Consider the following 20,849-nt stretch of genomic DNA (forward strand, 5'->3'; position numbering starts at 1 on the left):
CCGACATGACCCACAGCACTGGCACCCTGTACATCATTTCCGCCCCTTCGGGCGCGGGCAAGAGCAGCCTGGTCAAGGCCCTGACCGACGCCGATCCGGAGATCCGCGTCTCGGTCTCCCACACCACCCGCGCCATGCGCCCGGGCGAAGTGGACGGCGTGAACTACAACTTCGTCGCGCGCGAACAGTTCGTGAAGATGATCGAGCACGGCGATTTCCTCGAGCGCGCCGAAGTGTTCGGCAATCTCTACGGCACTTCGCAAAGCCACTTGCAGCAGACCCTGGACGAAGGCCACGACCTGATTCTGGAAATCGACTGGCAAGGTGCCGAGCAAGTGCGCAAGCTGATGCCGCAGGCCCGCTCGGTCTTCATTTTGCCGCCGTCGTTGCAGGCCCTTCACCAGCGCCTGACCAATCGCGGCCAGGACAGCGACGAGATCATCGATGGCCGCATGCGCGAAGCCGTCAGCGAGATGAGCCACTATGTCGACTACGACTACCTGATCATCAACGACGATTTCGCCCACGCGCTGCACGATCTGAAGGCGATTTTCCGCGCCAATCAGCTGATCCAGAAGCGTCAGCAGCAGCGTCACGGTAAATTGCTGGCTGAATTGCTCGGTTAATCAGCTCTTCCCAAAACCGCTGCAAGGGCTTTACATTGGCACTTGCAGCGCGTTGAAGAGCTTGGTCAAAAAATCAGCGCTTCCCTAATCGCTGGTGATTTTTTAAACTGTTGAGTCCGCTCGCCCATCCGGGCAGCGCGCATATTGCATTTGCTACGAGGAAGACCATGGCCCGCGTAACCGTTGAAGACTGCCTAGAACACGTGGATAACCGCTTTGAGCTGGTCATGCTCTCTACCAAGCGTGCCCGTCAACTGGCCACCGGCGGCAAAGAGCCGAAAGTAGCATGGGAAAACGACAAGCCTACCGTCGTCGCCCTGCGCGAAATCGCTGAAGGCCTGATCGACTACGCAGCTATCGCTGAAGCCGAAATCGTTGAAGATGAACCGCTTTTTGCTGCATTCGAGGACGAGTCCAACGAGGCCGTCTAAGCCTATGCCTGGTCGACGTAGCACGGCGCGGGATAAAAGCTTGCGGCAGGAGATATCATGCCGAGCATAGACGCCCTCGCCGATCGCTTATCGACCTACCTCGGCAATGACCAGGTCAACCTGGTCCGCCGAGCGTATTTCTACGCCGAACAAGCCCACGACGGCCAACGCCGCCGTAGCGGCGAGGCGTACGTCACGCATCCTCTTGCCGTGGCCAATATTCTTGCCGACATGCACATGGACCATCAGAGCCTGATGGCCGCCATGCTGCATGACGTGATCGAAGACACCGGTATTGCCAAGGAAGCGCTGCAAGCGCAGTTCGGCGAAACCGTGGCCGAACTGGTCGACGGGGTCAGCAAACTGACCCAGATGAACTTCGAGACCAAGGCCGAAGCCCAGGCTGAAAACTTCCAGAAAATGGCCATGGCCATGGCCCGCGACATTCGCGTGATCCTGGTCAAGCTGGCCGACCGCCTGCACAACATGCGCACGCTGGAAGTGCTGTCTGGCGAAAAACGCCGGCGCATCGCCAAGGAAACCCTGGAAATCTATGCGCCCATCGCCAACCGGCTGGGCATGCACGCCATCCGCATAGAATTCGAAGACCTCGGCTTCAAGGCCATGCACCCGATGCGTTCCGCGCGGATCTACCAGGCCGTCAAGCGCGCCCGGGGCAACCGCAAGGAAATCGTCAACAAGATCGAAGAATCCCTCAGTCACTGCCTGGCCGTCGACGGTATCCAGGGCGAGGTCAGCGGTCGCCAGAAACACCTCTACGGCATCTACAAGAAAATGCGCGGCAAGCGTCGGGCCTTCAACGAGATCATGGACGTCTACGCGTTCCGGATCATCGTCGACAAGGTCGATACCTGCTACCGCGTGCTGGGTGCTGTACATAACTTGTACAAACCGCTGCCGGGACGCTTCAAGGATTACATCGCGATCCCCAAGGCCAACGGCTACCAGTCGCTGCATACCACGCTGTTCGGCATGCACGGTGTACCGATCGAGATCCAGATCCGCACCCGTGAAATGGAGGAGATGGCCAACAACGGCATCGCCGCCCATTGGCTGTACAAATCCAGCGGCGACGAGCAGCCAAAAGGCACTCACGCCCGCGCCCGCCAGTGGGTCAAGGGCGTGCTGGAAATGCAGCAACGTGCCGGCAACTCGCTGGAATTCATCGAAAGCGTGAAGATCGACCTGTTCCCGGACGAGGTCTACGTGTTCACGCCAAAAGGCCGGATCATGGAGCTGCCCAAGGGCTCCACGGCAGTCGACTTCGCTTACGCGGTGCACACCGACGTGGGCAACAGCTGCATCGCCTGCCGGATCAACCGTCGTCTCGCACCGCTGTCCGAACCGTTGCAAAGCGGCTCCACGGTCGAGATCGTCAGCGCTCCAGGCGCGCGGCCGAACCCGGCCTGGCTCAATTTCGTGGTCACCGGCAAGGCGCGCACGCACATCCGCCATGCCCTGAAGCTGCAACGCCGCTCCGAATCCATCAGCCTCGGCGAACGCCTGCTGAACAAGGTGCTCAACGGCTTCGACAGCTCGCTGGAAAAAATTCCGGCCGAGCGCGTCAAGGCCATGCTCGTCGAGTACCGCCTCGAATTGATCGAAGACTTGCTGGAAGACATCGGCCTGGGTAATCGCATGGCCTATGTGGTCGCCCGTCGCTTGCTCGGCGAAGGCGAACAGTTGCCGAGCCCGGAAGGCCCGCTGGCGATTCGCGGTACCGAAGGCCTGGTGCTCAGCTACGCCAAGTGCTGCACGCCGATCCCGGGCGACCCGATTGTCGGCCACCTGTCCGCCGGCAAAGGCATGGTCGTGCACCTGGACAACTGCCGCAACATCAGCGAAATCCGCCACAACCCGGAAAAATGCATCCAGCTCTCGTGGGCCAAGGATGTCACCGGCGAATTCAACGTCGAGCTGCGCGTCGAGCTGGAACACCAGCGCGGCCTGATCGCCCTGCTGGCCAGCAGCGTCAATGCCGCCGACGGCAACATCGAGAAAATCAGCATGGACGAACGCGATGGTCGCATCAGCGTGGTCCAGTTGGTGGTCAGCGTGCACGATCGCGTGCACCTGGCCCGCGTGATCAAGAAACTGCGTGCCCTGACCGGGGTGATCCGCATCACCCGCATGCGCGCGTAACCCACCCTTCAAGGAGCTATCCATGACCAAGACTGTTATCACCAGCGACAAGGCCCCGGCCGCCATCGGTACTTACTCCCAGGCGATCAAGGCTGGCAACACCGTCTACATGTCGGGTCAGATTCCCCTGGACCCAAAAACCATGGAACTGGTTGAAGGCTTCGAAGCCCAGACCGTCCAGGTGTTCGAGAACCTCAAAGCCGTGGCCGAAGCTGCCGGCGGTTCGTTCAAGGACATCGTCAAGCTGAACATCTTCCTCACCGACCTGAGCCACTTCGCCAAGGTCAACGAGATCATGGGCAAGTACTTCGACCAGCCTTACCCTGCCCGCGCCGCCATCGGCGTAGCAGCCCTGCCAAAGGGTTCGCAGGTTGAAATGGATGCCATCCTGGTCATCGAGTAATGCGTGCGGCGCAGCCCGGGCTGCGCCGACTGCTCTGCTGTAAAGAAAGCTTGAAAGGATTCCACCATGCGCAACGCGCTTGCTCTCTCGCTGCTCGCCCTGCTCCTGGGCGGATGTGCCAGCAACCCTGCCGATCGCGATATCAGCGGCACCTGGATCAACCAGGTGGCGATCGATGCTGCCGCCAAGGGCGTCCCCCTGCGTGAAGCGCTCCAGGCCAATGGTCCGAACCTGGAATGGGACATCAACACCAAGGCCGGTCAGGCCCGCTACACCAACGGTTTTGAAAATGTCGACGGCAAGCTGCTGGGTGAAGAGTCCGGCGCCTGGAAAGTCGACTTTTATGGCAGCTCGGCCAGTGAGCTCAAGCGTGACGGCAAACAACTGAGCCAGTCCGCCAGCGACAACGAGCCTGAGCAAGTCTTCGACCGCGTACAGATCCAGGTACCGGATGGCGCACCGATGGGCGCCAGCTTCGAACGCGCACTGTATTCAGCCTACATGGGCGGCGGCTGGACAATCGTCAACGGCCCGGGAGAAGGCAGCACGGTTCAATTCCAGGCCGACGGCCAAGTGACCGGCCTGCCGGGCACTGATCGTTATGCGCTGTGCCTGGCCGGTGATTGCGCATCCATGAGCGGCGGCAATGACAACATGTGGCTGCAACTCAATGGCCAGGGCAACGCCTGGATCTTTGCGCGCAAGGGCAAGGAGCTGGAGATTTTCCAGACCGTGAACACGGCGCAGGCGGACGAGATGCCTCAGTACACGCCGGGTGATCGCAAGTGGTTGCTCGAGAAGCAATAAGCTGGATTTGAAGCCAACTGATAACCCTGTGGGATCGCCGCACCGCCGCTCCCACAGGTGTTTACGGCACCTGGAAGTCAGCAGCGCCCCTCAAGAATCGCCGCATACCCTTCGCGAAAACTCGGATACGTCGGTTTCCAGCCCAACGCCTTGGCCCGCGCATTGCTGCAGCGCTTGCTACCAGTGCGTCGCACGCTGTCGTTATCGGCCCACTCGGTCACACCCAGATACTCACGCAACCAGCCCACCACATCAGCCAGCGCTGCCGGCTCGTCATCAACACCGATGTAGACATCATCCAGCGCCACGCCACGCCGATCCGCCTCAAGCAGGCACGCCATCAACCCTGCGGCATCGTCGGCATGAATCCGATTGGCATACAACGGTGGCTCGACCACCACGCGATAGCCCCGGCGCACCTGGGTCAGCAACCACTCGCGGCCGGGACCATAAATGCCCGTCAGGCGCACGACACTGGCCGGGATACCGCTCTTGAGCGCGAGTTGCTCGGCTTCGAGCATCACACGACCCGAATAGCCGGCCGCCACGGCAGGTGAGCTCTCATCGACCCATTCACCTTCCTGCTGCCCATAAACACTGCTGCTGGACACGAACAGCAGACGGTTGGGCACCTGGCCGTAGTCGCCCAGCCACTCCAGCACATGCTCCAGACCCTGGACATACGCAGCGCGGTAACCGGCTTCGTCGTGATCGGTGGCCGCCGCGCAATACACCAGGTAGTCCACGGCACCGATTGGCCAAGTGGCCGGACACTCTTTGTTGAACAAATCACCGGCAACGCCGATGACGCCGGCGGGCAGACGCGAAACGTCACGCCGCAGGCCATGGACCTCCCATCCCGCCGCCAGCAATTGTGTGGCCAGGCGGCCGCCAACATCACCGCAGCCGGCGATCAAAACAGTAGGCGCAGACATCAGAAAACTCCCATCGCAAAGCCACAGACTAGCGCCGGCAATAGACAGGCGGCTAGCAATGCAGGAAAAAAAGAGACTCTATTACTTCTGTTAACAAGAATTACTTGCAATAATACACGCCACTTTTGTTCTCGGCCCTTCGAGGCCTGGAAGAACATCACCCGTTTTTTTCTCTCAGGTCCGGCCAGCATGACACGCAATCAATTCCCCGCTTCGCCAACCAAACGACCTCGCGCCTGGAGCGCAGTGGCCGCCCTGCTGCTCAGCCTGATGCTCGCGCCAGTCGCCGCATTCGCCGATGCGCAGGCGCCCGCCGCTCCGGCCGCCGCCGCAGCACCTGCACCTGCACCTGCCGATCACGCCGCCCCGGCCATTGCTCCGGCCGCAACGGATCCTGCACAGGCAGTACCGGCAGACACCCTGGGTGAAGACGTTCCTGAAGTCCTCGAAGCCGACAACACCCTGGGCATGGCCCATGACCTGTCGCCGTGGGGCATGTACCAGAATGCCGACATCATCGTGAAAATCGTGATGATCGGCCTGGCCATCGCCTCGATCATCACCTGGACCATCTGGATCGCCAAGGGTCTTGAGCTGATGGGTGCCAAGCGTCGTCTGCGTGGTGAAATCGCCCAACTGAAAAAATCCGCCTCCCTCAAGGAAGCCAGCGCCACCGCGGCGAAGGAAGGCACCCTGGCCAACCTGCTGGTACATGATGCCCTCGAAGAGATGCGCCTGTCGGTCAACAGCCGTGAGAAAGAAGGCATCAAGGAGCGCGTCAGCTTCCGTCTTGAGCGTCTGGTCGCGGCTTGCGGTCGCAACATGAGCAGCGGCACCGGCGTGCTGGCCACCATCGGTTCCACTGCGCCGTTCGTCGGCCTGTTCGGCACCGTGTGGGGCATCATGAACAGCTTCATCGGCATCGCCAAGACCCAGACCACCAACCTCGCCGTCGTGGCCCCTGGCATCGCCGAAGCCTTGCTGGCTACCGCGTTGGGCCTGGTTGCAGCGATCCCTGCGGTGGTGATCTACAACGTCTTTGCCCGCTCCATCGCCGGTTACAAGGCCCAGGTGTCCGACGCGTCGGCCCAGGTCCTGCTGCTGGTCAGCCGCGACCTCGACCACCAGCCTGAGCGCAGCTCGCAACCGCACATGGTGAAAGTGGGGTAATCGGCCATGGGCCTGCATTTGAAAGAAGGCGCAGACGACGATCTGGCCGAAAACCACGAAATCAACGTCACGCCGTTCATCGACGTGATGCTGGTACTGCTGATCATCTTCATGGTGGCGGCCCCGCTGGCCACCGTGGACATCAAGGTCGACCTGCCCGCCTCCACCGCCAAACCGGCGCCGCGGCCAGAGAAACCGGTGTTCCTCAGCGTCAAGGCTGACCAGCGCCTGTTCCTCGGCGAAGACGAAGTGAAGGCCGAAGCACTCGGCGCCACGCTCGACGCCAGGACCCAGGGCAAGAAAGACACGACGATCTTCTTCCAGGCCGACAAAGGCGTGGATTACGGCGACCTGATGAGCGTGATGGATAACCTGCGCTCTGCCGGCTACCTGAAAGTGGGTCTGGTCGGTCTCGAGTCGGCAGTCAAGAAATGATCACGACGCGCCATAAGCTGACGCGTTACAGCGGTAGCCTGGCCGTGGTGCTGGGTGTTCACGCGCTGGCCATTGCGCTGGCGTTGAACTGGTCCGCCCGTCCGCCCATCGAATTGCCCCCACAGGCAATGATGGTCGAACTGGCGCCGGTTCCTGCCCCGCCACCGCCCGCTCCGCCGAAAGTCGTCACCCCGCCGCAGCCACCGGCTCCGGTTGAAGAACTGCCGATACCCAAGCTCGCTGAAGCGCCGAAAGCTGAAATTGCCGTGCCCAAGCCCGTCAAGCCAAAGCCCAAGCCTCAGCCGCCCAAACCGGTCGAGAAGAAACCTGATCCGCCGAAGGAAAAACCGGCCGAAGAGAAACCTGCCGAAACGCAGCAGACTCAGGCTCCAACGCAGAAATCCGCGCAGCCCGCGCCTGGCCCTTCGCCGGCTCAACTGGCGGCCAAGGCCAGTTGGCAAGGCACGCTGCTGGCACACCTGCAGAAGTACAAAAAGTACCCTGCCAGTGCACAGGCGCGAGGCAAGGAAGGCATGAACCGTCTGCGTTTCGTCGTGGATGCCGAAGGCAATGTGTTGTCGTTTGAGCTGGTAGGTGCCTCGGGTACTGCGGATCTGGACCGGGCCACCCTGGAAATGATCCGCCGCGCCCAACCGCTGCCCAAGCCACCGGCCGACATGCTGACCAACGGCTCCATCGAAATCGTTGCGCCTTTTGTGTACTCGCTGGAAAAACGCCGCCGTTAAAAACGTCACGCAGCCCTGTGTAGGAGCGAGCCTGCTCGCGATGGTCGTCAACGATAACGCGGCGAGCCTGACACCCCGCGAAGGTGTCAGGTTTTTCGCTAGCAATCGCGCCCCTACACACACCCAGTCTGATAACGTGCGTCTATCGATTGCAGCCGGTATGCTTGGCCCGCAACTTCATGGACGCTTGCTATGACCCTCACAGAATTACGCTACATCGTTACCCTCGCCCAAGAGCAGCACTTCGGCCACGCGGCCGAGCGCTGCCACGTCAGCCAGCCAACCCTGTCGGTGGGCGTGAAAAAGCTTGAAGACGAACTCGGTGTGCTGATTTTCGAGCGCAGCAAAAGCGCCGTGCGCCTGACCCCGGTCGGCGAAGGCATCGTTGCTCAGGCGCAGAAAGTCCTGGAGCAGGCCCAAGGCATCCGCGAATTGGCCCAGGCCGGCAAAAACCAGCTGACCGCCCCGCTGAAAGTCGGCGCGATCTACACCGTCGGGCCGTACCTGTTCCCGCACCTGATTCCACAACTGCATCGGGTCGCCCCGCAGATGCCGTTGTACATCGAAGAAAACTTCACCCACGTGCTGCGCGACAAACTGCGCAACGGCGAGCTCGACGCGATCATCATCGCCCTGCCGTTCAATGAAGCCGACGTGCTGACCCTGCAGCTCTACGACGAGCCGTTCTACGTGCTGATGCCGGCGCAGCACCCCTGGACACAAAAGGAATCCATCGACGCCAGCCTGCTCAACGACAAGAGCCTGCTGCTGCTCGGCGAAGGCCACTGCTTCCGTGACCAGGTGCTGGAAGCCTGCCCGACCCTGACCAAGGGCAGCGACGGCGCCAAGCACACCACGGTGGAATCCAGCTCCCTGGAAACCATTCGCCACATGGTCGCATCCGGCCTGGGTATTTCGATCCTGCCGTTGTCCGCGGTCGACAGCCATCACTACGCGCCTGGCGTGATCGAAGTGCGTCCGTTGTCCGCACCCGTACCGTTTCGCACCGTGGCCATTGCCTGGCGCGCCAGCTTCCCGCGCCCGAAAGCGATTGAAATCCTCGCTGACTCCATTCGCCTGTGCTCGGTGGCCAAGCCAGCGGCACAAGTCGCTGCGGGTTAAGCGACGGTCATGAGCGAGTTGTCGCAAGTGTCGGTGACGGCACTCAAGGGTGTCGGTGAAGCCATGGCCGAGAAACTGGCCAAGGTCGGCCTGGAGAATCTCCAGGACGTGTTGTTTCACCTGCCGCTGCGCTATCAGGATCGCACCCGCGTGGTTCCGATCGGCGCGCTGCGACCTGGCCAGGATGCCGTCATCGAAGGCACCGTCAGCGGCGCCGACGTGGTCATGGGGCGTCGACGCAGCCTCGTGGTTCGGCTGCAGGACGGTACCGGCGGACTCAGCCTGCGCTTCTACCATTTCAGCAACGCGCAGAAAGAAGGCCTCAAGCGCGGCACGCGGATTCGCTGCTACGGCGAGGCGCGGCCTGGTGCTTCGGGGCTTGAGATCTACCACCCGGAATACCGCGCCATTACTGGTGACGAGCCGCCGCCGGTGGATGAAACCCTGACCCCGGTCTACCCGCTCACCGAAGGCCTGACCCAACAGCGCTTGCGCCAGTTGTGCATGCAGACCCTCACCCTGCTCGGCCCCAGCAGCCTGCCCGACTGGCTGCCGAACGAACTGGCCCGCGACTACCAACTGGCGCCGCTGGCCGATGCGATTCGCTACCTGCACAACCCGCCCGCCGATGCCGACGTCGATGAGCTGGCCCTCGGTCACCACTGGGCGCAGCACCGCCTGGCCTTCGAAGAACTGCTGACCCATCAGCTGTCGCAACAGCGCCTGCGCGAAAGCATGCGCTCCCTGCGTGCGCCGGCGATGCCCAAGGCCACGCAACTGCCAGCCAAATACCTGGCCAACCTCGGCTTCAAACCGACCAGCGCCCAGCAACGGGTTGGCAACGAAATCGCCTACGACCTCAGCCAGCATGAACCGATGCTGCGGTTGATCCAGGGCGACGTCGGCGCCGGCAAAACCGTGGTCGCCGCCCTCGCCGCGCTGCAAGCGCTGGAGGCTGGTTATCAGGTGGCCCTGATGGCGCCCACCGAGATTCTCGCCGAGCAGCACTTCATCACCTTCAAGCGCTGGCTCGAACCGCTGGGCATTGATGTCGCCTGGCTGGCCGGCAAGCTCAAGGGCAAGAACCGCGTCGCCGCGCTGGAGCAAATCGCCAGCGGCACGCCGATGGTCGTCGGCACCCACGCACTGTTCCAGGACGAAGTGCAATTCAAGAACCTGGCGCTGGTGATCATCGACGAACAGCACCGCTTCGGCGTACAGCAGCGTCTGGCCTTGCGGCAGAAAGGCGTCGGCGGGCGCATGTGCCCGCACCAACTGATCATGACCGCCACGCCGATTCCGCGCACGCTGGCCATGAGCGCCTACGCCGACCTCGACACCTCGATCCTCGACGAACTGCCCCCCGGCCGAACCCCGGTCAACACCGTGCTGATCACCGACACCCGACGGGTCGAAGTCATCGAGCGGGTGCGTAGCGCCTGCGCCGAAGGGCGCCAGGCCTATTGGGTGTGCACGCTGATCGAAGAGTCGGAAGAGCTGACCTGCCAGGCCGCCGAAACCACCTATGAAGACCTCACCGCCGCCCTCGGCGAACTGAAGGTCGGGCTGATCCACGGCCGCATGAAACCTGCGGAAAAAGCTGCAGTGATGGCTGAATTCAAGGCTGGCAACCTGCAACTGCTGGTGGCGACCACGGTGATCGAAGTGGGCGTCGACGTGCCCAACGCCAGCCTGATGATCATCGAGAACCCCGAGCGCCTGGGCCTGGCACAACTGCACCAATTGCGCGGCCGCGTCGGCCGGGGCAGCGCGGCCAGCCATTGCGTGCTGCTCTACCATCCACCGCTGTCGCAGATCGGCCGTCAGCGCCTGGGCATCATGCGCGAAACCAACGATGGTTTTGTCATCGCCGAAAAGGATCTGGAACTGCGCGGCCCCGGCGAAATGCTCGGCACCCGGCAAACCGGCCTGCTGCAATTCAAGGTCGCCGACCTGATGCGCGACGCCGATCTGCTACCCGCCGTACGGGATGCCGCCCAGGCATTGCTCGAGCGCTGGCCGACCCACGTCAGCCCGCTGCTCGACCGTTGGCTGCGTCATGGCCAACAATACGGCCAAGTGTGACAACCGTCACGGTTTCTGAGGCGTGGCCCAAGGCAAGCTGGTTATACTCCTGCAATTGTTCAAGTACGGATACAGACCATGACCGAAGTTGCCCTCGCACCCGACACCCCGCACGCTCCGTCGGTTATTCGGCTGATGCTGGGCAAATTGGGCATTGCCTATGAAGAAGTGCTGGACCGTCACGGCCTCAATCCCGCGCGCAAGGTGCAGGCCGTTCTGCTCGATGACAGCGTTGGCGTATTGATGGTGCTGTTCCCGCAGAGCCAATTGCTGGACCTCAATCGCCTCACTGAACTCACCGGCCGCCGCCTCGCCGCCGTACCGACCGAACGCCTGAAAAAAATGCTCGGCAAGCACAATCTCAGCTTGCTGCCGGGCCTGCCGGCGCTGACCAGCTCACCGTGCCTGTATGACGAAAGCCTGCTGCGCGAGCCGAAGTTGCTGATCAACTCCGGTGAACCGGGCGTGCTGCTGGAAATCTCCAGCGAAGACTTCAAGACGACCATGCTGACCAAGGCCAGCGCCGCCAACTTCGGCGAAAACCTGAGCAGCATTCGTCCGAACCTCGACCGCCCCGATGACGACCGCGAGGAAATCACCCAGGCCGTCCAGGCGTTCACCGCACGACGCATCCAGCAACGTCTGGAAGCGACCATTGAAATTCCGCCGCTGGCCGAAACCGCACAGAAAATCATCAAGCTGCGCGTAGACCCCAACGCAACCATCGACGACATCACCGGCGTGGTCGAAACCGACCCGGCGCTGGCCGCACAAGTCGTGAGCTGGGCGGCCTCGCCGTACTACGCCTCGCCGGGCAAGATCCGTTCGGTGGAAGACGCCATCGTGCGCGTGCTGGGCTTCGACCTGGTGATCAACCTGGCGCTGGGCCTGGCGCTGGGCAAGACCCTGAGCCTGCCCAAGGACCACCCGCAGCACTCCACGCCGTACTGGCAGCAATCGATCTACACCGCCGCCGTCATCGAAGGCCTGACCCGCGCCATGCCGCGCACCCAGCGTCCGGAAGCCGGCCTGACCTACCTGGCCGGCCTGCTGCACAACTTCGGCTACCTGCTGCTGGCCCACGTGTTCCCGCCGCACTTTTCGCTGATCTGCCGCCACCTGGAGGTCAACCCGCACCTCTGCCACAGCTTCGTGGAACAACACCTGCTGGGCATCAGCCGTGAACAGATCGGCTCATGGCTGATGCGCTACTGGGACATGCCCGAAGAACTGGCCACCGCCCTGCGCTTCCAGCACGACCCGGCCTACGATGGCGCCTACGCCGAATACCCGAACCTGGTGTGCCTGGCGGTGCGCCTGCTGCGCAGCCGAGGCATCGGCTCCGGCCCGGACGAAGACATCCCTGACGCCCTGCTCGAACGCCTTGGCCTGAGCCGCGAAAAGGCCAACGACGTGGTCAGCAAGGTTCTGGAGGCTGAAGTGCTGCTGCGCGAGCTGGCTTCGCAATTCACTCAAGGCTGAAAAGCAATCGCGAGCAGGCTCGCTCCCACAGGATTCAGGTGATCCCTGTGGGAGCGGGCTTGCCCGCGATGAATATCACTCGATCTACCTGAAAGACCTCAAGCCTTCGGCTGGGCCTTCTTCGGCTTCAAATACTTGGTCAACCCCTGGAACCAGATCACCAGCGCCGGGTTGCCCTTGATCTGAATCGACTTGTCCTGAATCCCCGTCATGAACGCCAGTTGCTTGTTCTTCGCCTGCATCGTGGCAAAGCCGTACGCGGCGTCTTTGAAGGCAATCGCAAACGCAGGCTCGGCATGCACACCCGACTGGCTGGTGATGCGCTGGTCCTTCACGCGGAAATGCCGCGCCACTTTCCCGTCCAGGGTCTGCAGCTGAAACACCAGGTCCTTATCACCCAACTGCTGCTGAAACGCCGGATTGGTCCGGCTGGCCTTACCCATCAACAAACCCAGCATCCACAGCAGAAAACGAAATTTCATGCGCACAGCCTCAAGAGAAAAATGAACGGCCGGGGCAGTGTAGCGACTTACAAACAGAACGCCACCATCGAGTTACGTTAGAAGAAGATGAGCTACATTTGCCGCATGATGACTGCCAAGTCACACTTTCTTAACGCAGGATACTTGCCGGCTCCTACAGTGATCGCATTGCCTTTCGCGTCCCATAAAAAATGGGCACCCAACCTGGTTGGCGTGCCCATTCCTTGTCCGCTTCCCGCATGCGGGAGGTCGATACTGATTACGGATTGACGCTGTCCTTCAACGACTTGCCCGGCTTGAACGCAACGGTGTTGCTGGCCTTGATTTTGACGGGCTCGCCGGTTTGCGGGTTTTTGCCGGTGCGGGCACCGCGATGGCGTTGCAGGAAGGTGCCGAAGCCCACCAGCGTCACGCTGTCTTTGCGGTGCAGGGCACCGGTGATTTCTTCCAGAACGGCGTTGAGAACGCGGTTGGCTTGTTCTTTGGTGAGGTCTGCTTTTTCAGCAATAGCTGCAGCGAGGTCTGGTTTACGCATATGAGTGAAGCCCCTTTGACGGTTTGTTGTTGTTATGTCCGTGCTGCCCTCTGCGGAGCAGCGCCAAAAGCGCCGCAGGTGCTCTACTCTGCGGCAGACGGGAGTGAGGATGGCACGCAGTGACGAGCCGCGCCAGTATCGGCGCGGCCTTTGTTGGGGCAAAAGGGGGGTGATTCCGACAGAACGACCGGTATTTATGCCAGCAGGGCCGGAAGCTCTTTGTTCAGGGCCAGTTTTTCCATTACGGCGGCACCCGTGAGTGCGTAACCGAGCAGCTTGCCCGCGGCATCACGGCATAAAACCTTGATGTCGGCGCCCTGCCCTTCGACTGTCCAGATGCCCTCTGCGCCCCGTGGCGGCGGGGACACCACCAAAGGACACACCGGGGTTTTAACGGTGATCGGCATCGGGCCATAGGTGACGGCGGTCGGGTTGCCGGCCAGGGTTTGCGCCAAGGCTCGCGCACAGCTCATCAAGGGCATGACGTACAACAGATTCAAGCCGTCGACCTCGGCACAATCGCCCAGGGCGTAGATGTTGGCGTGGGAGGTCTTCAGGTGTCGGTCGACCATGACGCCGCGGTTGACCTGCAGACCGGCCGCAGCCGCGAGGTCAACCCGGGGGCGCAGGCCAATGGCCGAGACCACCACGTCGCACGGGATCACCTGGCTATCGGACAGGTGCGCTTCGAGGCCGTCCGCCACGCGTTGCAGGCGATTGAGCACCGGCCCCAGGTGGAAACGCGCGCCGAGGCTTTCAAGGCCCGCCTGCACCGCAGCCGCTGCCGCCGGGTGCAGCAGGGTCGGCATGACTTGCTCACACGGTGCCACCAGTTGCACCTCAAAGCCACCCAGGGTCAGGTCGTTGGCGAACTCGCAGCCGATCAGGCCGGCGCCGAGCAGCAGCACGCGGCGTTTGCCGGCGGCTGCCGCACGAAAGCGTGCGTAGTCTTCCAGGTCGTTGATGGGGAACACGCAATCCGCCGCATCGCCTTCAATCGGCACGCGCACGGTTTCGGCGCCCCAGGCCAGGATCAGATCGCGGTAGATCACTGCTTCTTCACCGATCCACAGGCGCTTGTGGCCCGGGTCGATGCCGCTGATGCGCGTGTGGGTGCGAATTTCGGCCTTGAGCTGTTCGGCCATGGCGCCGGGTTCGGCCATGCTCAGGCCGTCGGCATCCTTGTTCTTGCCGAAGCCGGTGGAGAGCATCGGCTTGGAGTAGGAGCGCCCGTCATCGGCGGTAATCAATAGCAGCGGGGTTTCGCTGTCGAGCTTGCGAAACTCGCGGGCGACGTTATAGCCAGCCAGCCCGGTTCCCACGATGACCACAGGTGCGTTCATTCCTGACTCCTCTTGTCTTTTATCAGTTGATTTCGATCATTTCGAAATCCATCTTGCCCACGCCACAGTCGGGGCACAGCCAGTCTGCCGGGACGTCTTCCCAACGAGTGCCCGGCACAATGCCGTCATCCGGCCAACCGTCGGCTTCGTTGTAGATCAGGCCGCAGACGATACATTGCCACTTTTTCATTCAGGTACTTCCTCAGGGTTCAGGCGTTTTGCCGGCCGGACGGTCGTTGGTTGCAGCGCTGCCGTCCGGCTCAGGGCGTTTTGTACTGATGGGGCCGGGCAGATGCAAGCCTGTTCGGCGCAACGGCGGGGCAATTCAATCAACATCGGCGGCTGACATGTTAAGCTCGCCGCCTCATTTGCTGCCAATAATGACTCATTGTGCAACACACAGAATCCCCCTCCCCGGTCCCGCTCTGGCTCTCGCGCAGCCAATTGGCGCCCCTCCCCGACGCCTCCATTCTGGACTGGCTCTTCGACGAAGGCTCGCTGACCCGACGCCTTGTTCATCTGTCGAATGATGCGTTCAGCGTCACGCCGCTGCTCGAAGGCTGGCAGCCGCTGCGCGCCGATGAATGCGCCGCGCTGGACCTGGCCGAAGGCAGTGAAGGCTGGGTGCGCGAAGTGTATCTGCGCGGTCATGGCCAGGCGTGGGTGTTCGCCCGCAGCGTTGCGTCACGCAGTGCCTTGCACGGTGACGGCTTGCACATGGACGAGCTGGGCAGCCGCTCGCTGGGTGAGTTGCTGTTTTGCGACCGGGCGTTCCAGCGTCAGGCGATCGAGGTTTGTCATTACCCTCAAGAATGGCTGCCGAGCGAAGTGCGAGCGCGTGAGTTGTGGGGACGCCGTTCGCGTTTTGATCGGGGCGCCTTGAGCATACTGGTGGCCGAAATTTTCCTGCCTTCCCTGTGGGACACCGCACGCGCCCAAACGGAGAACCGTTGATGTACCAAAGCCTGCTCAAGTCCTTGAACCGCCTGAACCCTCGGGCCTGGGACTTCATTCAGCTGACCCGAATGGACAAGCCGATCGGCATTTACCTGCTGCTCTGGCCGACGCTGTGGGCGCTGTGGATTGCCGGCAAGGGTTCGCCGTCCCTGGCCAACATCGTGATTTTTGTCCTCGGCGTGGTGCTGACCCGCGCCGGCGGCTGCGTGATCAACGACTGGGCGGACCGCAAGGTCGATGGCCATGTGAAACGTACCGAGCAACGCCCGCTGGTGAGCGGCAAGATCAGCTCCAAAGAGGCGCTGGTGTTCTTCGCGTTGCTGATGGGTGCAAGTTTCCTGCTGGTGCTGTGCACCAATGCCGCGACCATCTGGCTATCGTTGGGCGGCCTGGCGCTGGCGTTCAGTTACCCGTTCATGAAGCGTTACACCTATTACCCGCAAGTGGTGCTGGGCGCGGCGTTTTCCTGGGGGATGCCGATGGCGTTCACGGCAGAAACCGGTGAGCTGCCGGCTGTCGCCTGGCTGCTGTGGATCGCCAACCTGATGTGGACCGTGGGTTACGACACCTATTACGCGATGACCGACCGCGATGACGACCTGAAGATCGGCGTGAAATCCACGGCAATCCTGTTCGGCGATGCGGACCGGGCGATCATCCTGACCCTGCAAGGGTTGGCGCTGGGTTGCCTGTTGCTGGCGGGGTCGAAGTTCGACCTTGGAGGCTGGTTCCACCTCGGATTACTGGTGGCGGCGGGCTGCTTTGCGTGGGAGTTCTGGTACACCCGAGGCAAAGACCGGATGCGTTGCTTCAAGGCGTTTCTGCACAATCACTGGGCGGGTTTGGCGATTTTCGTCGGGATTGTGCTGGATTACGCGATGCGTTGACTTGTAGCAGCTGGCGTAGCCTGCATCCGGCTACGCCAACTGCCATGGGGCTTACATCTTCGGCCCGGAGTTGGTGATGATGTGCCATTTTTCCCCTTTTTTGTCGCCCGTCTTGTCTCCTGGCTTCTTGTCGTCGTCGTAGTAGTACAGCGGCTTGCCATCGTAAGCCCACTGCATCGTGCCATCGTCACGCTTGACGACCGACCACTTACCCTCGGCCTTGGCGCCCGCCTCCGCCTTGAACGGTGGCCAGTGATCTGCGCACTCACCCGTGCACACCGACTTGCCGCCAGTGTCCTTGTCGAACGTGTACAAGGTCATACCCTTATGGTCGACCATCATGCCGTCTTTCATCATCACAGGATCAGCCGCGAAGGCCATGGCCGGCAAGGAAAGCGCAGTCGCCAACAGCAGGGTCTTAAAGGAAAACGAGGATTGCTTCATGGAAACCTTCCTTTTGTGGTTGTCAGGATTCGGACTTAAAGCTTAGTCCAGGATCCAGCCAATCGCAGGCCGACTAAAATACTGTCACACGACTGCAATATTTCCGTTATCTAATGCGGCGCAAGACAGTTAAATGACAAGAGGATTAAGGGCATGGTTGGCAGGAGCATTCTGATCGTCGACGACGAAGCGCCTATTCGCGAAATGATCGCCGTTGCGTTGGAAATGGCCGGCTATGACTGCCTGGAGGCTGAGAACTCCCAGCAGGCCCACGCCATTATCGTCGACCGCAAACCGGACCTGATCCTGCTCGACTGGATGCTGCCCGGCACGTCCGGCATCGAGCTGGCCCGTCGCCTCAAGCGTGATGAACTGACCGGGGACATCCCGATCATCATGCTCACCGCCAAGGGTGAGGAGGACAACAAGATCCAGGGTCTGGAAGTCGGCGCCGACGACTACATCACCAAGCCGTTTTCCCCCCGTGAGCTGGTGGCGCGCCTGAAGGCCGTGCTGCGCCGTGCCGGCCCGACCGATGGCGAGGCGCAGATCGAAGTCGGCGGCCTGCTGCTGGACCCGATCAGCCACCGCGTGACCATCGACGGCCGTCCTGCCGAGATGGGCCCGACCGAATACCGCCTGCTGCAATTCTTCATGACCCACCAGGAGCGCGCCTACACGCGCGGGCAGTTGCTGGATCAGGTCTGGGGCGGCAACGTCTACGTTGAAGAGCGCACGGTCGACGTGCACATTCGGCGCCTGCGCAAAGCCCTCGGCGATGCTTACGAAAATCTGGTACAAACCGTGCGCGGCACTGGCTACCGGTTCTCGACCAAGGCCTGATGATCGCAGCGGTTCCACTTTCAAGGACGTATTTTTTTCGTGAACCAAAACTGGCATGGCACCCTGATTCGCCACATGCTGCTGCTGGTCACCGCCTGCCTGGTGATCGGCCTGGTCACCGGCTACTACGGCTGGAGCCTCGCCGCAGGCCTGGGTCTTTACCTGGCCTGGACCCTCAAGCAATTGCTGCGTCTGCATGAGTGGCTGCGCCTGCACAAACCCGATGAAGCGCCACCCGACGGCTATGGCCTGTGGGGCGAGGTGTTCGACAGCATCTACCATCTGCAGCGCCGCGACCAACGGGTACGCGGACGCCTGCAAGCGGTGATCGACCGGGTTCAGGAGTCCACCGCCGCGTTGAAAGACGCGGTGATCATGCTCGACACCGACGGCAACCTGGAATGGTGGAACCGCGCCGCTGAAACCCTGCTGGGCCTCAAGACCCCGCAGGACAGCGGCCAACCGGTGACCAACCTGGTGCGTCATCCGCGCTTCAAGGAATACTTCGAGCAAGACAGTTACGCCGAGCCGCTGGAAATCCCCTCGCCGACCAACGACCGTGTGCGCATCCAGCTGTACATCACCCGCTACGGCAACAACGAGCACCTGATGCTGGTGCGCGATGTGACGCGCATCCATCAGCTGGAACAGATGCGCAAAGACTTCATCGCCAACGTTTCCCATGAACTGCGCACACCCTTGACGGTGATCTGCGGTTACCTGGAAACCCTGCTCGATAACGTCGACGAGGTGAACCCGCGCTGGAGCCGTGCCCTGCAGCAGATGCAGCAACAAGGCGGCCGCATGCAGACGCTGCTCAACGACTTGCTGTTGCTGGCCAAGCTGGAAGCCACCGATTATCCGTCGGACAATCAGCCGGTGCCGATCGACGGCCTGCTGCAATCGATCAAGAGCGATGCGCAGCAGTTGTCCGGCCAGAAAAACCAGAAGATCACCCTGGAAGCCGACCCGACGATTCTGCTCAAGGGCAGCGAAGCGGAGTTGCGCAGCGCGTTTTCCAACCTGGTGTTCAACGCGGTGAAGTACACCCCGGCCGAAGGCAATATCCGCATCCGCTGGTGGGGCGATGACCAGGGGGCGCACCTGAGCGTGCAGGATTCCGGGATCGGCATCGATAACAAACACCTGCCGCGCCTGACCGAACGCTTCTACCGCGTCGACTCCAGCCGCAACTCCAACACCGGGGGCACCGGCCTGGGGCTGGCGATCGTAAAACACGTTTTGTTACGACATCGGGCACGGATGGAAATCAGCAGCGTACCGGGCCACGGCAGTACCTTTACCTGCCACTTTGCCCCGGCCCAGGTCACCAAATCCCGGGTGATCAGCACCGCTGACTGATACCGGCCAGCACGCGCCACTAGGCAACGGGCCGGTCAGCCGCTACATTGGCTGACTTGTGCCTGCCTTTCAGGCGCGGCTTTTTCTTCCCTTTCGAATACACGGAACCCGCAAAACTCCATCATGGACCCTTCCCCTGGCTTGTCCCTCGCTACAATTTTCGCCGACTTCGGCATGATTCTTTTTGCTCTGATCCTGGTTTTGCTCAACGGATTTTTCGTTGCGGCGGAATTTGCCATGGTCAAGCTGCGCTCGACCCGGGTCGAGGCCATCGCTGAGCAGAACGGCTGGCGCGGGCACATCCTGCGCACCGTGCACAGTCAGCTCGATGCCTACCTGTCGGCGTGCCAATTGGGTATCACCCTCGCGTCGCTGGGCCTTGGCTGGGTCGGCGAGCCGGCGTTTGCGCACATTCTCGAACCGTTGCTGAGCGCCGTTGGCGTCGAGTCGGCCGAGATCGTCAAGGGCGTATCGTTCTTCACCGCGTTCTTCATCATTTCGTACCTGCACATCGTGGTCGGCGAACTGGCCCCGAAATCCTGGGCGATCCGCAAACCCGAATTGCTGTCGCTATGGACCGCCGTGCCGCTGTACCTGTTCTACTGGGCCATGTACCCGGCCATCTACCTGCTCAACGCCAGTGCCAACACCATCCTGCGCATTGCCGGGCAAGGTGAGCCCGGCCCGCATCACGAGCATCACTACAGCCGTGAAGAACTCAAGCTGATCCTGCACTCCAGCCGTGGCCAGGACCCGAGCGACCAAGGCATGCGTGTGTTGGCCTCCGCTGTGGAAATGGGCGAACTGGAAGTGGTCGACTGGGCCAACTCCCGCGAAGACCTGGTGACCCTGGAGTTCAACGCGCCGCTCAAGCAGATCCTGGCGATGTTCCGTCGCCACAAGTTCAGCCGCTATCCGGTGTACGACAGCGAGCGCCAGGAGTTCGTCGGCCTGCTGCACATCAAGGATCTGCTGCTGGAACTGGCGGCGCTGGACCACATTCCCGAGTCGTTCAACCTCGCCGAACTGACCCGCCCGCTGGAGCGCGTGTCGCGACACATGCCGCTGTCGCAGTTGCTGGAGCAGTTCCGCAAGGGCGGCTCGCACTTCGCCGTGGTTGAAGAGGCCGATGGCAACATCATCGGCTATCTGACCATGGAAGACGTGCTGGAAGTGCTGGTGGGCGATATCCAGGACGAACACCGCAAGGCCGAACGCGGGATCCTCGCGTATCAGCCGGGCAAGCTGCTGGTGCGCGGTGATACGCCATTGTTCAAGGTCGAACGGCTGCTGGGCATCGATCTCGACCACGTCGAAGCCGAAACCCTTGCCGGGTTGGTCTATGAAAGCCTCAAGCGCGTTCCGGAAGAGGAAGAAGTGCTGGAAGTCGAAGGCCTGCGGATCATCATCAAGAAAATGAAGGGGCCGAAGATCGTCCTGGCCAAGGTGTTGATGCTGGACTGATCGAGATATCCGGATTCGAGTCGATTCCTTCGCGAGCAGGTCGGATCGCCGCACCGTCGCTCCCACAGTTGAAATGCATTCCAATGTGGGAGCGGGCTTGCCCGCGATGGCGTCAGGTCAGACAACG

General features: G+C 61.7%; 22 protein-coding genes. 16 read left to right on the plus strand and 6 right to left on the minus strand.

The window, feature by feature from the left end; all coding sequences use genetic code 11:
* The first annotated feature begins 5 nt into the window (after positions 1–5).
* From gmk to AB4O16_RS15815, 5 genes are all read left to right on the plus strand, one after another.
* The gene (gene gmk / locus AB4O16_RS15795) at positions 6–626 is read left to right on the plus strand and encodes a guanylate kinase (protein WP_160388663.1); all 621 of its coding nucleotides are present in this window, start codon (positions 6–8) and stop codon (positions 624–626) included.
* Positions 627–793: 167 nt separating this feature from the next.
* Positions 794–1,057: a DNA-directed RNA polymerase subunit omega gene (rpoZ, locus tag AB4O16_RS15800; protein ID WP_007921129.1), complete on the plus strand. Its 264-nt coding sequence runs from the start codon at positions 794–796 to the stop codon at positions 1,055–1,057.
* Between the two features lie 57 nt (positions 1,058–1,114).
* Positions 1,115–3,220 carry a bifunctional GTP diphosphokinase/guanosine-3',5'-bis pyrophosphate 3'-pyrophosphohydrolase gene (gene spoT / locus AB4O16_RS15805; protein WP_160388662.1) on the plus strand — a complete coding sequence of 702 codons (2,106 nt, stop codon included), beginning with the start codon at positions 1,115–1,117 and terminating at the stop codon, positions 3,218–3,220.
* A gap of 22 nt (positions 3,221–3,242) precedes the next feature.
* A complete protein-coding gene (locus AB4O16_RS15810) occupies positions 3,243–3,623 on the plus strand; it encodes a RidA family protein (protein WP_003229509.1) in 381 nt (126 codons plus the stop codon).
* A 66-nt stretch (positions 3,624–3,689) separates the two neighbouring features.
* Positions 3,690–4,430: a hypothetical protein gene (locus AB4O16_RS15815; protein WP_160388661.1), complete on the plus strand. Its 741-nt coding sequence runs from the start codon at positions 3,690–3,692 to the stop codon at positions 4,428–4,430.
* Positions 4,431–4,507: 77 nt separating this feature from the next.
* Here AB4O16_RS15815 and AB4O16_RS15820 read toward each other — a convergent pair whose 3' ends face one another.
* The gene (locus tag AB4O16_RS15820) at positions 4,508–5,365 is read right to left on the minus strand and encodes an SDR family oxidoreductase (protein WP_460155289.1); all 858 of its coding nucleotides are present in this window, start codon (positions 5,363–5,365) and stop codon (positions 4,508–4,510) included.
* 189 nt (positions 5,366–5,554) lie between these two features.
* Between AB4O16_RS15820 and exbB the strand changes: the two genes are divergently transcribed.
* From exbB to AB4O16_RS15850, 6 genes are all read left to right on the plus strand, one after another.
* A complete protein-coding gene (gene exbB / locus AB4O16_RS15825) occupies positions 5,555–6,535 on the plus strand; it encodes a tonB-system energizer ExbB (protein WP_460155290.1) in 981 nt (326 codons plus the stop codon).
* Between the two features lie 6 nt (positions 6,536–6,541).
* Positions 6,542–6,970, plus strand: coding sequence for a TonB system transport protein ExbD (exbD, locus tag AB4O16_RS15830; RefSeq protein WP_057395886.1), 429 nt, complete (start codon positions 6,542–6,544; stop codon positions 6,968–6,970).
* Positions 6,967–7,716, plus strand: coding sequence for a TonB family protein (locus AB4O16_RS15835; protein ID WP_460155291.1), 750 nt, complete (start codon positions 6,967–6,969; stop codon positions 7,714–7,716). Before exbD ends, AB4O16_RS15835 begins: the two co-directional genes overlap by 4 nt.
* Positions 7,717–7,908: 192 nt before the next feature.
* On the plus strand, positions 7,909–8,838 hold the full coding sequence (locus AB4O16_RS15840; RefSeq protein WP_460155292.1) for a LysR substrate-binding domain-containing protein: 930 nt from the start codon (positions 7,909–7,911) through the stop codon (positions 8,836–8,838).
* Between the two features lie 9 nt (positions 8,839–8,847).
* Positions 8,848–10,923 carry an ATP-dependent DNA helicase RecG gene (gene recG / locus AB4O16_RS15845; RefSeq protein ID WP_160388655.1) on the plus strand — a complete coding sequence of 692 codons (2,076 nt, stop codon included), beginning with the start codon at positions 8,848–8,850 and terminating at the stop codon, positions 10,921–10,923.
* 78 nt (positions 10,924–11,001) lie between these two features.
* Positions 11,002–12,405, plus strand: a complete 1,404-nt coding sequence (locus AB4O16_RS15850; protein ID WP_160388654.1) for an aminoacyl-tRNA deacylase and HDOD domain-containing protein — start codon at positions 11,002–11,004, stop codon at positions 12,403–12,405.
* 98 nt (positions 12,406–12,503) lie between these two features.
* On the opposite strand, the gene AB4O16_RS15855 is transcribed toward AB4O16_RS15850, so the two are convergent.
* The 4 genes from AB4O16_RS15855 to AB4O16_RS15870 all read right to left on the minus strand — a co-directional run bounded on the left by AB4O16_RS15855 (position 12,504) and on the right by AB4O16_RS15870 (position 14,955).
* Positions 12,504–12,887 carry a helicase gene (locus AB4O16_RS15855; protein WP_460155293.1) on the minus strand — a complete coding sequence of 128 codons (384 nt, stop codon included), beginning with the start codon at positions 12,885–12,887 and terminating at the stop codon, positions 12,504–12,506.
* Positions 12,888–13,146: 259 nt separating this feature from the next.
* Entirely contained in the window at positions 13,147–13,422 is a 276-nt protein-coding gene (locus AB4O16_RS15860; RefSeq protein ID WP_003195589.1) for an HU family DNA-binding protein, read from the minus strand.
* Between the two features lie 194 nt (positions 13,423–13,616).
* Positions 13,617–14,765 carry an NAD(P)/FAD-dependent oxidoreductase gene (locus AB4O16_RS15865; RefSeq protein WP_160388652.1) on the minus strand — a complete coding sequence of 383 codons (1,149 nt, stop codon included), beginning with the start codon at positions 14,763–14,765 and terminating at the stop codon, positions 13,617–13,619.
* A gap of 22 nt (positions 14,766–14,787) precedes the next feature.
* A complete protein-coding gene (locus AB4O16_RS15870) occupies positions 14,788–14,955 on the minus strand; it encodes a rubredoxin (protein ID WP_160388651.1) in 168 nt (55 codons plus the stop codon).
* Positions 14,956–15,155: 200 nt separating this feature from the next.
* Here AB4O16_RS15870 and AB4O16_RS15875 point away from each other — a divergent pair, with 200 nt between their 5' ends.
* Positions 15,156–15,719 (plus strand): chorismate--pyruvate lyase family protein, encoded by a 564-nt coding sequence (locus AB4O16_RS15875; protein ID WP_460155294.1) that lies wholly within the window; start codon positions 15,156–15,158, stop codon positions 15,717–15,719.
* Positions 15,719–16,609 carry a 4-hydroxybenzoate octaprenyltransferase gene (gene ubiA, locus AB4O16_RS15880; RefSeq protein WP_160388649.1) on the plus strand — a complete coding sequence of 297 codons (891 nt, stop codon included), beginning with the start codon at positions 15,719–15,721 and terminating at the stop codon, positions 16,607–16,609. Before AB4O16_RS15875 ends, ubiA begins: the two co-directional genes overlap by 1 nt.
* A gap of 51 nt (positions 16,610–16,660) precedes the next feature.
* Here ubiA and AB4O16_RS15885 read toward each other — a convergent pair whose 3' ends face one another.
* Complete coding sequence (locus tag AB4O16_RS15885) at positions 16,661–17,053, minus strand: COG4315 family predicted lipoprotein (protein ID WP_160388648.1); 393 nt, start codon at positions 17,051–17,053, stop codon at positions 16,661–16,663.
* Between the two features lie 153 nt (positions 17,054–17,206).
* On the opposite strand from AB4O16_RS15885, the gene phoB reads away from it, so the two are divergent.
* The 3 genes from phoB (at position 17,207) to AB4O16_RS15900 (ending at position 20,722) form a co-directional block, all read left to right on the plus strand.
* Complete coding sequence (gene phoB, locus AB4O16_RS15890; protein WP_160388647.1) at positions 17,207–17,896, plus strand: phosphate regulon transcriptional regulator PhoB; 690 nt, start codon at positions 17,207–17,209, stop codon at positions 17,894–17,896.
* Between the two features lie 75 nt (positions 17,897–17,971).
* On the plus strand, positions 17,972–19,258 hold the full coding sequence (gene phoR, locus AB4O16_RS15895) for a phosphate regulon sensor histidine kinase PhoR (RefSeq protein ID WP_178120702.1): 1,287 nt from the start codon (positions 17,972–17,974) through the stop codon (positions 19,256–19,258).
* Between the two features lie 123 nt (positions 19,259–19,381).
* The gene (locus AB4O16_RS15900; RefSeq protein WP_160388645.1) at positions 19,382–20,722 is read left to right on the plus strand and encodes a hemolysin family protein; all 1,341 of its coding nucleotides are present in this window, start codon (positions 19,382–19,384) and stop codon (positions 20,720–20,722) included.
* The last annotated feature ends 127 nt before the right edge of the window (positions 20,723–20,849 follow it).

This window comes from Pseudomonas sp. S2_H10 (assembly GCF_054668285.1).

Coding starts and splice junctions, on each gene's coding strand:
- AB4O16_RS15820 (WP_460155289.1), bottom strand. CDS start 5,365: ATGTCTGCGCCTACTGTTTTGATCGCCGGCTGCGGTGATGTTGGCGGC.
- AB4O16_RS15860 (WP_003195589.1), bottom strand. CDS start 13,422: ATGCGTAAACCAGACCTCGCTGCAGCTATTGCTGAAAAAGCAGACCTC.
- rpoZ (WP_007921129.1), top strand. CDS start 794: ATGGCCCGCGTAACCGTTGAAGACTGCCTAGAACACGTGGATAACCGC.
- AB4O16_RS15835 (WP_460155291.1), top strand. CDS start 6,967: ATGATCACGACGCGCCATAAGCTGACGCGTTACAGCGGTAGCCTGGCC.
- AB4O16_RS15815 (WP_160388661.1), top strand. CDS start 3,690: ATGCGCAACGCGCTTGCTCTCTCGCTGCTCGCCCTGCTCCTGGGCGGA.
- AB4O16_RS15840 (WP_460155292.1), top strand. CDS start 7,909: ATGACCCTCACAGAATTACGCTACATCGTTACCCTCGCCCAAGAGCAG.
- exbD (WP_057395886.1), top strand. CDS start 6,542: ATGGGCCTGCATTTGAAAGAAGGCGCAGACGACGATCTGGCCGAAAAC.
- AB4O16_RS15885 (WP_160388648.1), bottom strand. CDS start 17,053: ATGAAGCAATCCTCGTTTTCCTTTAAGACCCTGCTGTTGGCGACTGCG.
- AB4O16_RS15900 (WP_160388645.1), top strand. CDS start 19,382: ATGGACCCTTCCCCTGGCTTGTCCCTCGCTACAATTTTCGCCGACTTC.
- AB4O16_RS15850 (WP_160388654.1), top strand. CDS start 11,002: ATGACCGAAGTTGCCCTCGCACCCGACACCCCGCACGCTCCGTCGGTT.
- AB4O16_RS15855 (WP_460155293.1), bottom strand. CDS start 12,887: ATGAAATTTCGTTTTCTGCTGTGGATGCTGGGTTTGTTGATGGGTAAG.
- phoR (WP_178120702.1), top strand. CDS start 17,972: ATGCTGCTGCTGGTCACCGCCTGCCTGGTGATCGGCCTGGTCACCGGC.
- exbB (WP_460155290.1), top strand. CDS start 5,555: ATGACACGCAATCAATTCCCCGCTTCGCCAACCAAACGACCTCGCGCC.
- spoT (WP_160388662.1), top strand. CDS start 1,115: ATGCCGAGCATAGACGCCCTCGCCGATCGCTTATCGACCTACCTCGGC.
- recG (WP_160388655.1), top strand. CDS start 8,848: ATGAGCGAGTTGTCGCAAGTGTCGGTGACGGCACTCAAGGGTGTCGGT.
- phoB (WP_160388647.1), top strand. CDS start 17,207: ATGGTTGGCAGGAGCATTCTGATCGTCGACGACGAAGCGCCTATTCGC.
- gmk (WP_160388663.1), top strand. CDS start 6: ATGACCCACAGCACTGGCACCCTGTACATCATTTCCGCCCCTTCGGGC.
- AB4O16_RS15870 (WP_160388651.1), bottom strand. CDS start 14,955: ATGAAAAAGTGGCAATGTATCGTCTGCGGCCTGATCTACAACGAAGCC.
- AB4O16_RS15810 (WP_003229509.1), top strand. CDS start 3,243: ATGACCAAGACTGTTATCACCAGCGACAAGGCCCCGGCCGCCATCGGT.
- ubiA (WP_160388649.1), top strand. CDS start 15,719: ATGTACCAAAGCCTGCTCAAGTCCTTGAACCGCCTGAACCCTCGGGCC.
- AB4O16_RS15865 (WP_160388652.1), bottom strand. CDS start 14,765: ATGAACGCACCTGTGGTCATCGTGGGAACCGGGCTGGCTGGCTATAAC.